Source organism: Streptomyces sp. NPDC090025 (assembly GCF_044748125.1).
GTDB lineage: Bacteria > Actinomycetota > Actinomycetes > Streptomycetales > Streptomycetaceae > Streptomyces.
Genome location: NZ_JBIVFL010000014.1, coordinates 56,623 through 67,502, shown reverse-complemented (window position 1 = coordinate 67,502; position 10,880 = coordinate 56,623). Strand labels below are relative to the sequence as shown.

The 10,880-nt window shown below is 73.7% G+C and carries 10 protein-coding genes; 7 read left to right on the top strand and 3 right to left on the bottom strand.

All coding sequences use genetic code 11. The annotated features are described in order from the left end of the window. The first annotated feature begins 234 nt into the window (after window positions 1-234). Window positions 235-936 (top strand): endonuclease V, encoded by a 702-nt coding sequence (locus ACIPXM_RS27490; protein WP_401660568.1) that lies wholly within the window; start codon window positions 235-237, stop codon window positions 934-936. Between the two features lie 64 nt (window positions 937-1,000). Beyond that, window positions 1,001-1,411 (top strand): VOC family protein, encoded by a 411-nt coding sequence (locus ACIPXM_RS27485; protein WP_401660565.1) that lies wholly within the window; start codon window positions 1,001-1,003, stop codon window positions 1,409-1,411. 108 nt (window positions 1,412-1,519) lie between these two features. Here the strand turns inward: ACIPXM_RS27485 and ACIPXM_RS27480 are convergent, their stop codons facing one another. Further along, complete coding sequence (locus ACIPXM_RS27480; RefSeq protein ID WP_401660563.1) at window positions 1,520-2,707, bottom strand: saccharopine dehydrogenase family protein; 1,188 nt, start codon at window positions 2,705-2,707, stop codon at window positions 1,520-1,522. Window positions 2,708-2,961: 254 nt separating this feature from the next. Between ACIPXM_RS27480 and ACIPXM_RS27475 the strand changes: the two genes are divergently transcribed. The 4 genes from ACIPXM_RS27475 to ACIPXM_RS27460 all read left to right on the top strand — a co-directional run bounded on the left by ACIPXM_RS27475 (window position 2,962) and on the right by ACIPXM_RS27460 (window position 8,893). Then, a complete protein-coding gene (locus ACIPXM_RS27475) occupies window positions 2,962-4,194 on the top strand; it encodes a CaiB/BaiF CoA transferase family protein (RefSeq protein ID WP_401660560.1) in 1,233 nt (410 codons plus the stop codon). Then, on the top strand, window positions 4,191-5,342 hold the full coding sequence (locus ACIPXM_RS27470; protein WP_401660558.1) for an acyl-CoA dehydrogenase family protein: 1,152 nt from the start codon (window positions 4,191-4,193) through the stop codon (window positions 5,340-5,342). Before ACIPXM_RS27475 ends, ACIPXM_RS27470 begins: the two co-directional genes overlap by 4 nt. 118 nt (window positions 5,343-5,460) lie before the next feature. Continuing rightward, on the top strand, window positions 5,461-6,684 hold the full coding sequence (locus ACIPXM_RS27465) for an acetyl-CoA C-acetyltransferase (protein ID WP_401660555.1): 1,224 nt from the start codon (window positions 5,461-5,463) through the stop codon (window positions 6,682-6,684). A 37-nt stretch (window positions 6,685-6,721) separates the two neighbouring features. Next, the gene (locus tag ACIPXM_RS27460) at window positions 6,722-8,893 is read left to right on the top strand and encodes a 3-hydroxyacyl-CoA dehydrogenase NAD-binding domain-containing protein (protein ID WP_401660552.1); all 2,172 of its coding nucleotides are present in this window, start codon (window positions 6,722-6,724) and stop codon (window positions 8,891-8,893) included. Between the two features lie 9 nt (window positions 8,894-8,902). Here the strand turns inward: ACIPXM_RS27460 and ACIPXM_RS27455 are convergent, their stop codons facing one another. Both ACIPXM_RS27455 and ACIPXM_RS27450 read right to left on the bottom strand, forming a co-directional pair. After that, window positions 8,903-9,712 (bottom strand): MerR family transcriptional regulator, encoded by an 810-nt coding sequence (locus tag ACIPXM_RS27455; protein ID WP_401660549.1) that lies wholly within the window; start codon window positions 9,710-9,712, stop codon window positions 8,903-8,905. A 200-nt stretch (window positions 9,713-9,912) separates the two neighbouring features. After that, a complete protein-coding gene (locus ACIPXM_RS27450; protein ID WP_401660546.1) occupies window positions 9,913-10,212 on the bottom strand; it encodes a PucR family transcriptional regulator in 300 nt (99 codons plus the stop codon). 20 nt (window positions 10,213-10,232) lie between these two features. Between ACIPXM_RS27450 and ACIPXM_RS27445 the strand changes: the two genes are divergently transcribed. Further along, window positions 10,233-10,802 carry a hypothetical protein gene (locus ACIPXM_RS27445; RefSeq protein WP_401660544.1) on the top strand — a complete coding sequence of 190 codons (570 nt, stop codon included), beginning with the start codon at window positions 10,233-10,235 and terminating at the stop codon, window positions 10,800-10,802. The last annotated feature ends 78 nt before the right edge of the window (window positions 10,803-10,880 follow it).

The window sequence follows — 10,880 nt, the reverse complement described above, 5'->3', positions numbered from 1 at the left end:
CGGGGCCGCCGGCGCGTGCGGGGCCTCCGGCGAGCAGGGCTGGAGCGCCCGGCTGCCCCGGCGGCGCTGCCCGGGGCGGTACCGGCCGCGCCGTGCGGCGGGTGTCGCCCCCGCCGCACGGCCCGTTCCAGGACCTGCGCGTGCCCGGCCGTCGGCCGGGCCGTGTCTTTCGGATCAGGCCGGATCAGGCCGGGTCAGGGAGCGTTCTCGGCAGACGGCATAGGGTCTCGCACCATGACGATCATCGAGATTCCCGAGGGCTGGCCCGCCGACGAGACGGCGGCGCGCGCCGTGCAGGAGGAGCTGCGGGGGCGGCTGGAACTCGACGAGAGCGGGCCCCCGGTGGGGGCGGGGCTGGTGGCCGGGGTCGACGTCGCCTACGACGACGAGCGCGATCTGGTCGCCGCGGCCGCCGTCGTGCTCGACGCGGCGACCCTGGCGGTGGTCGCGGAGGCCACCGCCGTCGGACGGGTGTCCTTCCCCTACGTGCCAGGACTGCTCGCCTTCCGCGAGCTGCCGACCGTGCTCGCCGCCCTCGACCGGCTGCCCGCCCCGCCGGGCCTCCTGGTCTGCGACGGCTACGGGCGCGCGCACCCGCGCCGCTTCGGCCTCGCCAGCCACCTCGGGGTGCTCACCGGGCTCCCGTCGATCGGCGTCGCCAAGAACCCGTTCACCTTCTCGTACGAGCAACCCGGCGCCGCCCGCGGTGAGTTCAGCGACCTGGTGGCCGACGGCGAGACCGTCGGGCGGGCGCTGCGCACCCGGGCGGACGTCAAGCCGGTGTTCGTCTCCGTCGGCCACCGGGTCTCGCTCGACCGGGCCTGCGCCCACACCCTGCGGCTCAGCCCGGACTTCCGGCTGCCCGAGACCACCCGGCGCGCGGACGCGCTGTGCCGCCGCGCGCTGACGGAGGCCCTGAGCACGACGACCGGGTGACGGGTGGGGCGACTGAGTACCCGTACGGATGTCCCCGGCGCCGGGCGGGGGCAGAGTGGGGGCCATGACTAGCACCCTCCCCACCCCGATCGGCAGTCTCCAGTGCGTCGTCCTGGACTGCCCCGACGTCATGGAACTGGCGACGTTCTACCAGGCGCTGATCGGCGGCGAGGTCAACCGGCCGGACCCGCAGTGGGCCGTCGACGACGGCTGGGCCACCCTGCACGGCACCGACGGCGTGCAGGTGCTCGCCTTCCAGGCGGTGGCCGACCACCGCCCGCCGGTCTGGGGCGCGCCCGAGCAGCAGTTCCACATCGACGTACGGGTCGCCGACCTGGACGCGGCCCACGAGGCCGTGGTCGCGCTCGGCGCCTGGCGGCTCGACGGCGAAGCGGCGGGGGAGGCCGGGGGCGACCGGTCCTGGCGGATCTACGCCGACCCGGCCGGTCACCCGTTCTGCCTCGTCCGCCACTGACGGCACGCGCGGCGGGACGGGACGTACGGCGGGGCGGGGCGTACCGCGGGCGGGGGAGCGGCGCACGACGAGCGGGAGACCCGCCGCGCGCCGGCCGCGTCAGCCGCTTCAGCCCGCGTACGCCACCCGGAAGCCGATGCCCGCCGCCCGCAGGCGTCCGATCAGCGCGTCGCCCATCGCGACCGCCGTCGTCACCTGCCCCGACGTCTTCGGCAGCGCGTCGAACGCCAGGCTCAGCGCGCCCTCGGCCAGCATCTTCGCCGTCTCCCCGTAGCCCGGGTCGCCGCCCGACACCTCGGTGAAGACCCGTCGCCCGCCGCCCTCCCCGACGAACCGGACGGTGAACCAGCTGCGCGCCCGCCGCTCCGCGCTCGGACCCTGACCTGGCTCGTAACGGTCCATCAGCCAGCTTCGTACGAAGGGGAGTTGGGCCGCCGCGACGCCGGTACCCACCATCGCCGAACCGCCGAGGGCCACCGGCAGCGTCTTCACCGAGGCGTAGTGGCGGTAGCGGAAGTCCGGGCCGTAGCGCTCCAGGGCCCGTGCCGAACGGGCCACCACCTGCCCGTCGATGGTGGGCAGCGGCAGCGCCCAGGTGCCGGTCTCCCGGCTGAACCGGGGCGCGCCGAGCGGTGCGCGGGCCCGCCGGGTCACCAGCCTCGGCTCGTACAGGCGCCGTTCGCGCGCCGCCGCCATCGTCTGGCGGCCCCGGCCGAGCGCGGTGAGCGCCGACGCGAACGTGCCGCCGGAGAAGATGCCGCCCGCCCGGACGAAGCCGTCCACCCGCAGCGGCACGTCCTCGGGGAGCTGCCCCACGGTGAAGTACGCGCCGAGGTCGTGCGGCACCGAGTCGAAGCCGCAGGCGTGCACCAGCCGGGCGCCGGTCTCCCGGGCCCTGGCGTCGTACCGCACGTACATGAGGTCGACGAACTCGGGCTCGCCGGTCAGGTCCAGATAGTCCGTGCCCGCCTCCGCGCACGCCGCGACCAGGCCCTCCCCGTACCAGACGTACGGGCCGACGGTGCTGGCCACCACCCGGGCCGCGTCGGCCAGTTCGCGCAGGGCGGCCGGGTCGGTGGAGTCGGCCACCACCAGGGGCAGTTCGGCGCAGCGGGGGAAGCGGCGGGCCAGCCGGTCGCGCAGTGCGAGCAGTTTGCCGCGGCTGCGTCCCGCGAGGGCCCAGCGGCAGTTCGCCGGGGCGTGCTCGGCGAGGTACTCCGCGGTGAGTTCGCCCACGAATCCGGTCGCCCCGAAGAGGACCACGTCGTACGGCCGCACGGCCGCCCCTGTCTCCATCAGCCCCTCGCCCCTTCCGTCCCGTGCCGTCCCCCGGCGCGGGTGTCGTCGGCGGACTCTAGCGGACGTCCGGCGCGGCCCCCCGGGGACTCCTCGGGGACGCCTCGGGGACTCCTTGGGCGGAACGGCCGTTTCCCGGCGCTTTCCAAGCGCTTGCTCGGCCAGGGGGCTTGTGCCGGGTGGACCACGTTCCTAGCATCTCCGGTGTTACATCATCACTGTCACACCCGGCACACTCCGCCCCAGGGGGCCCGATGACGACTCCGCACCCGACCCGCCAAGGACCCCTCGCCGGTGTCCGCGTGGTCGAACTCGCCGGCATCGGCCCCGGGCCCTTCGCCGCCATGCTGCTCGCCGACCTCGGCGCCGACGTCGTACGGGTGGACCGCCCCGGCGGCCCCGGGCTCGGCATCGACCCCGCGCGCGACCTCACCAACCGCAACAAGCGCTCCGTCGTCGTCGACCTCAAGACCGCCGAGGGCCCGGCGACCGTGCTCGACCTGGTCGACCGCGCCGACATCCTCATCGAGGGCTACCGCCCCGGCGTCGCCGAACGCCTCGGCGTCGGCCCCGACGTCTGCCTCGCCCGCAACCCCCGCCTCGTCTACGGCCGGATGACCGGCTGGGGCCAGACCGGCCCGCTCGCCACCACCGCCGGGCACGACATCGCCTACATCGCCGTCACCGGCGCCCTCGGCATGATCGGCCCCGACCCGGACGGCCCGCCCACCGTGCCCGCCAACCTCGTCGGCGACTACGCGGGCGGCTCGCTCTACCTGGTCATCGGCGTCCTCGCCGCGCTCCAGGACGCCCGGACGCACGGCGCGGGCCAGGTCGTCGACGCCGCCATCGTCGACGGCACCGCCCACCTCACCACCATGATCCACGGCATGCTCGCCGCAGGCGGCTGGCAGGACCGGCGCGGGGTCAACCTGCTCGACGGCGGCTGCCCGTTCTACGGCACCTACGCCACCTCCGACGGCGGCCACATGGCCGTCGGCGCCCTGGAGCAGCAGTTCTACGAGGAGTTCACCCGGCTGCTCGGCATCGAGGACATCGCCCCGGCCCGCCGCGACTTCGCCCGCTGGCCGGAACTGCGCGCCGCCGTGGCCGAGCGCTTCCTCACCCGTACGAGAGCCGAGTGGACGGCCGTCTTCGCGGGCACCGACGCCTGCGTGGCCCCGGTCCTCTCGCTGCGCGAGGCGCCGGACCACCCGCACCTCGCCGCCCGCCGCACCTTCGTCGAACACGCCGGACAGCTCCAGCCCGCGCCCGCGCCCCGGTTCTCCGCCACGCCCCCCACGCTGCGCCGCGGGCCCGCGCTGCCGGGCGCCGACACCGCCGATGTCGCCGACGACTGGGCCGTACCGTCCCTGACCAAGCCCGGCGCCACCGCGGCGCCCACGCCCGCCCCGGCCGTCTCCACCGCCTCCACCGCCCCCGCCGGTACCGCCGACGGCCCGACCCGCCAGGAGCCCTCCGCATGAAGCGCCAGCTCTACTCCGCCGACCACGAGGCGTTCCGTACGACGGTCCGCGCGTTCCTCGCCAAGGAGGTGCTGCCGCACTACGAGACCTGGGAGAAGGACGGCATCGTCTCCCGCGAGGTGTGGCGGGCGGCCGGCCGGCAGGGGCTGCTCGGGCTCGCCGTCGACGAGGAGTACGGCGGCGGGGGCGAGCCCGACTTCCGCTACGGCGTGGTGCTCGCCGAGGAGTTCACCCGGGCCGGGACACCGGGCCTCGCCATCGGCCTGCACAACGACATCATCGGTCCCTACCTGACCTCGCTCGGCACCGAGGAGCAGAAGCGGCGCTGGCTGCCCGGCTTCTGCAGCGGCGAGCTGATCACCGCGATCGCCATGACCGAACCCGGCGCCGGGTCCGACCTCCAGGGCATCCGCACCACCGCCGAGGACCACGGCGACCACTGGGTCCTCAACGGCTCCAAGACCTTCATCTCCAACGGCATCCTCGCCGACCTGGTCGTGGTGGTCGCCCGCACCACCCCCGAGGGCGGCGCCCACGGCCTGTCCCTGCTGGTCGTCGAGCGCGGCACGCCCGGCTTCGAGCGCGGCCGCAACCTCGACAAGATCGGCCAGAAGGCGCAGGACACCGCCGAACTGTTCTTCCAGGACGTCCGCGTCCCCAAGGAGAACCTGCTCGGCGAGCTGAACGGCGCCTTCGTCCATCTGATGACCAACCTGGCGCAGGAGCGGCTCGCCATCGCGGTCGCCGCCATCGCGGGCGCCGAGCACCTGGTCGAACTCACCACCGCGTACGTCAAGGAGCGCGAGGCGTTCGGCCGGCCGCTCGCCCGGCTCCAGCACATCCGCTTCGAGATCGCCGAGATGGCCACCGAATGCGCGGTCACCCGCAGCTTCGTCGACCGCTGTGTGGCGGAGCACGCGGACCCGGACGGGGCGGGCCTGGACGCCGTGCACGCGTCCATGGCGAAGTGGTGGTCGACCGAGCTGCAGAAGCGGGTCGCCGACCGGTGTCTGCAACTGCACGGCGGATACGGCTACATGAGCGAATTCCCGGTGGCGCGGGCGTTCACGGACGGCCGTATCCAGACGATCTACGGCGGTACGACGGAGATCATGAAGGAGATCATCGGCCGGTCCCTGCTCGGTTGAGTCCCCCCCCCGGCCGGGCCGAAGGGCCCGGCCCCGCCCCGCCCCGGCCCCGCCCCGTACCCGCCGCACCAGTCCCGTCCCCTCCGCACCCGCAGACCCTCATGCGAAAGGCACCACCGTGACCACCGAAGCGTACGTCTACGACGCGATCCGCACCCCGCGCGGACGCGGCAAGGCCAACGGCGCCCTGCACGGCACCAAGCCGATCGACCTGGTCGTCGGCCTGATCCACGAGATCCGCGCCCGCTTCCCGGACCTCGACCCGGCCGCGATCGACGACATCGTGCTCGGCGTCGTCGGCCCGGTCGGCGACCAGGGCTCCGACATCGCCCGGATCGCCGCCGTCGCCGCGGGCCTCCCGGACACCGTCGCGGGCGTCCAGGAGAACCGCTTCTGCGCCTCCGGGCTGGAAGCCGTCAACATGGCCGCCGCCAAGATCCGCTCCGGCTGGGAGGACCTCGTCCTGGCCGGCGGCGTCGAGTCGATGTCCCGGGTCCCGATGGCCTCCGACGGCGGCGCCTGGTTCGCCGACCCGATGACCAACCTCGCCACCAACTTCGTCCCGCAGGGCATCGGCGCCGACCTCATCGCCACCATCGGCGGATTCACCCGGCGCGACGTCGACGAGTACGCCGCCCTCTCCCAGGAACGCGCCGCCGCGGCCTGGAAGGACGGCCGCTTCGACCGCTCGGTCGTCCCGGTCAAGGACCGCGCCGGACTCACCGTGCTCGACCACGACGAGCACCTGCGCCCCGGCACCACCGCCGACTCGCTCGCCCGCCTGAAGCCCTCGTTCGCCGACATCGGCGACCTCGGCGGCTTCGACGCGGTGGCGCTGCAGACGTACCACTGGGTCGAGGCGATCGACCACGTCCACCACGCGGGCAACTCCTCCGGCATCGTCGACGGCGCCTCGCTGGTCGCCATCGGCTCCCGGGAGACCGGCGAGCGGTACGGGCTGACGCCCCGCGCCCGGATCGTCGCCGCCGCCGTCTCCGGCTCCGAGCCCACCATCATGCTCACCGGACCCGCGCCCGCCACCCGCAAGGCGCTCGCCAAGGCCGGACTCACCATCGACGACATCGACCTCATCGAGATCAACGAGGCGTTCGCCGCCGTCGTGCTCCGCTTCGTCCAGGACATGGGCGTCTCCCTCGACAAGGTCAACGTCAACGGCGGCGCCATCGCGCTCGGTCACCCGCTCGGTGCCACCGGGGCGATGATCCTCGGCACCCTCGTCGACGAACTGGAGCGCCAGGACAAGCGGTACGGCCTCGCCACGCTCTGCGTCGGCGGCGGCATGGGCATCGCCACCATCGTCGAGCGCGTCGAGCGTTTCTGACCACCGGTCCGCACCCCCCTTACGGAGAAGCAGAGTCATGAGCGAGAGCACCACCATCCGCTGGGAGCAGGACGAGACCGGTGTCGTCACCCTCGTCCTCGACGACCCCGCCCAGTCCGCCAACACCATGAACCAGGCGTTCCGCGCCTCGGTCACCGCGATCGCCGAACGCGCCGTCGCCGAACGGGAGTCGATCCGCGGGATCATCTGGACCTCCGCCAAGAAGACCTTCTTCGCGGGCGGCGACCTCAAGGACATGATCAAGGCGGGACCGGCCGACGCACAGGCCGTGTTCGACACCGCGATCGAGATCAAGGACGCGCTGCGCCGCATCGAGACCCTCGGCAAGCCGGTGGTCGCCGCCATCAACGGCGCGGCCCTCGGCGGCGGTTACGAGATCGCGCTCGCCTCGCACCACCGCGTCGCGCTCGACGCCCCCGGCTCCAAGATCGGCCTGCCCGAGGTCACCCTCGGCCTGCTGCCCGGCGGCGGCGGCGTCGCCCGTACCGTACGCCTGATGGGCATCGCCGACGCGCTGCTCAAGGTGCTGCTCCAGGGCACCCAGTACACCCCGAAGCGCGCCCTCGACAACGGCCTGGTGCACGAACTGGCCGCCACCCCCGAGGAGATGCTCGCCAAGGCCCGCGCCTTCATCGACGCGCACCCCGAGTCGCAGCAGCCCTGGGACGTACCCGGCTACAAGATCCCCGGCGGCACCCCGGCCAACCCGCGGTTCGCCGCCAACCTGCCCGCCTTCCCGGCCAACCTCCGCAAGCAGCTGGCCGGCGCCCCCTACCCGGCGCCGCGCAACATCATGGCGGCGGCCGTCGAGGGCTCCCAGGTCGACTTCGCGACGGCGCTCACCATCGAGAGCCGCTACTTCACCGAACTGGTCGTCGGCCAGACCGCGAAGAACATGATCCAGGCGTTCTTCTTCGACCTCCAGGCCGTCAACTCCGGCGCCAACCGTCCGCAGGGCATCGAGCCGCGCCCGGTGCGCAAGGTCGCCGTCCTCGGCGCCGGGATGATGGGCGCGGGCATCGCGTACTCCTGCGCGCGGGCCGGGATCGAGGTCGTCCTCAAGGACGTCACCACCGAGGCCGCGGCCAAGGGCAAGGCGTACTCCGAGAAGCTGTGCGCCAAGGCCGTCGCCAAGGGCCGCACCAGCCAGGACAAGGCGGACGCGCTGCTCGCCCTGATCACCCCGACCGGCGCGGTCGCCGATCTGGCGGGCTGCGACGCCGTGATCGAGGCGGTGTTCGAGGACACCGCGCTCAAGCACAAGGTGTTCCAGGAGATCGAGTCGGTCGTCGCCCCCGACGCCCTCCTCTGCTCCAACACGTCCACTCTGCCCATCACCGCGCTCGCCGAAGGCGTCCGGCGGCAGACCGACTTCATCGGCCTGCACTTCTTCTCGCCGGTCGACAAGATGCCGCTGGTCGAGATCATCAAGGGCGAGCGCACCGGCGAGCAGGCCCTCGCCCGCGCCTTCGACCTGGTCCGGCAGATCAACAAGACGCCGATCGTGGTCAACGACTCGCGCGGCTTCTTCACCTCCCGGGTGATCGGCCACTTCATCAACGAGGGCGTCGCCATGATCGGCGAGGGCGCCGAGCCCGCCTCCGTCGAGCAGGCCGCCGCACAGGCGGGCTACCCGGCGAAGGTGCTCTCGCTGATGGACGAGCTGACCCTGACCCTGCCGCGGAAGATCCGCAACGAGACCCGCAAGGCGGTCGAGGACGCGGGCGGCACCTGGACCGCGCACCCCGGCGAGCTCGTCATCGACCGCATGGTCGACGAGTTCGGGCGCACCGGACGCAGCGGCGGCGCGGGCTTCTACGAGTACGGCGAGGACGGCAGCCGCGGCCGCCTGTGGCCCGGCCTGCGCGAGCACTTCGCCAAGCCCGGGGTCGACATCCCGCTGCGGGACATGCAGGAGCGGATGCTGTTCGCGGAGGCGCTCGACACCGTACGGCTCGTCGAGGAGGGCGTGCTGACCTCGGTCGCCGACGCCAACATCGGCTCCATCCTGGGCATCGGCTTCCCCGCCTGGACCGGCGGCGTGCTCCAGTACATCAACGGGTACGAGGGCGGGCCCGCCGGATTCGTCGCCCGGGCCCGCGAACTGGCGGCGACCTACGGGGAGCGGTTCACGCCCCCGGCGCTGCTGCTCGCGAAGGCGGAGCGGGGCGAGGTCTTCAGCGACTGAGCCGCGCGGTCAGCGACTGAGCCGCGCGGCGCCGGGGCGCGGGCAGGGTTCCCCGCCCGGGTCCGGCTCCGTGTCCGGCTCCGGCTCCGGCTCCGGGCTCCGGAAAGCGGCCCTCAGCTCCTCGCTGAGGGACCGCTGGAACGCGGTCAGCAGGGCCTGGACCACCATCGGCTGCATGTGCGCGGACAGCGAGCGCATCGCGGCCAGGTGGTCTGGGTCCGCCCCGCTCTCCCGGTACGGACTCCACACCTGCTCCCGGAACAGCCGGGCCAGCTCCTGCGCGGCGGCCCTGGCGTGCTCCAGGAGCACCGTGCGGGAGGCCAGGATCGTCTCGTGCTCGATGGGCACGTCAAGCAGCTCGACCCCGAGCCGCAACAGGGCGCCGTCCAGCCGGAACACATCCGGGTCCGGCCCCCGGTCCAGCACCCCCATCGCGGCCAGCCGCTCCACGTCCCGCTCCCCGAGCTGCCGCCCGGCCCGCCGCTGCAACTCCTGCCGGGTGATCTCCTCGGCGGACTCCGGCGCCCAGGACGCCACGAGCGCCCGGTGGATCGCCAGGTCCTGCGCGCTCAGATCCGGCGGCAACTGCTCCAGATACCGCTCGATCGCGGCGAGCGTCATCCCCTGCCGCTGCAACTCCTCGATCAGCCCGAGCCGCGACAGATGCGCGGCCCCGTAGTGCCCGACCCGGCGCGCCCCGATGACGGGCGGCGGCAGCAGCCCCCGCGTGCCGTAGAACCGCACGGTCCGCACGGTCACCCCGGCCCGGGCGGCCAGCTCGTCGACGGTGTAGGTGGGCTCGACCGCGTGCTGCTCCATGGTTCAACAGTATTGCTGTCTCACCATCGCTGTAAAAGAGCGGAACGACGGCGGTCACGCCGGACCGGGCGCGTTCCGGTCCGGGTGGACGCCGACGGCTCAGGACTGCCGCCGCCTCGGTCGTCCGCGAACGTCCACCCGGCTCGGCGGACCGGTCCCAGCGGCCGGGTCCCCGTGGGCCCGATCCCCGCCGCCCGGTCTCAGTCGATCGCACACGCCAGGTACAGGTCGACCCGGTCGCGCGCGGTGGACAGGTCGCGGCCGGTCAGCCGCTCGATGCGGCCGACGCGGTAGTGCAGCGTGCTGACGTGGATGTGGAGCGCGGCCGCGGTGGTGCGCCAGGCGCCGTTGTGCTCCAGGAACGCGGTCAGCGTCTCGACCATGTCGGTGCCGTGCGCGGCGTCGTACTCCTGCAACGGGCCCGTCGCGGGGCGCCGCGAAAACAGGTTGGTCGGGTCGCTCCGGTTTGCCAGGATCGTCCCGACTGCCCTGATCGTCATCCCTCACCTCAGGAACCGCGATGCCCGCCACCCGCCGCCCCGCCCGCCCCGACACGCCCAGCGCGCTGCTGCTCACCGGCACCGTGGGGGTCGGCAAGACCTCGACCGCCGATCTGCTCGGCGACCTCCTCGCCGACGCCGGACTCCCGCACGCCGTGATCGACCTCGACCGGCTGTGCCAGGCATGGCCCGCGCCCGACGACGACCCCTTCCAACAGCGCCTCCTCCTCGCCAACCTGCGCGCCGTGACCGCCTGCTACCGGTCCGCCGGAGCACGCCACCTCGTGCTGGCCGGGGTCGCCGAGAACGCGGCGGAACGGGACGCCCTCCGGGCCGCGCTCGGGATGCCGCTGCTGGTGTGCCGTCTGACGGCGGACCTCCCCGCTGTCCACGCCCGGCTCCGGGCCCGGCACGAGGCGGACCACGACACCGAGTCCCTGCCGTGGCACCTCGAACGGGCCGCGGAACTCGACCTCGTCCTCGACCGGGCGGCCCTCGCGGACCTCACGGTGAACACGACGACCCTGACCCCGTCCGACGTGGCGGCGACGGTCCTCGAAGCCACCGGCTGGACCCGCTCCCCGCACTGACGTCACACGGGCGCGCCCGCTGCCGACCCGGCCGTGTTGCCGGTGGCCAATCTGGTGGGGCAGCGGGATCCGGACCGG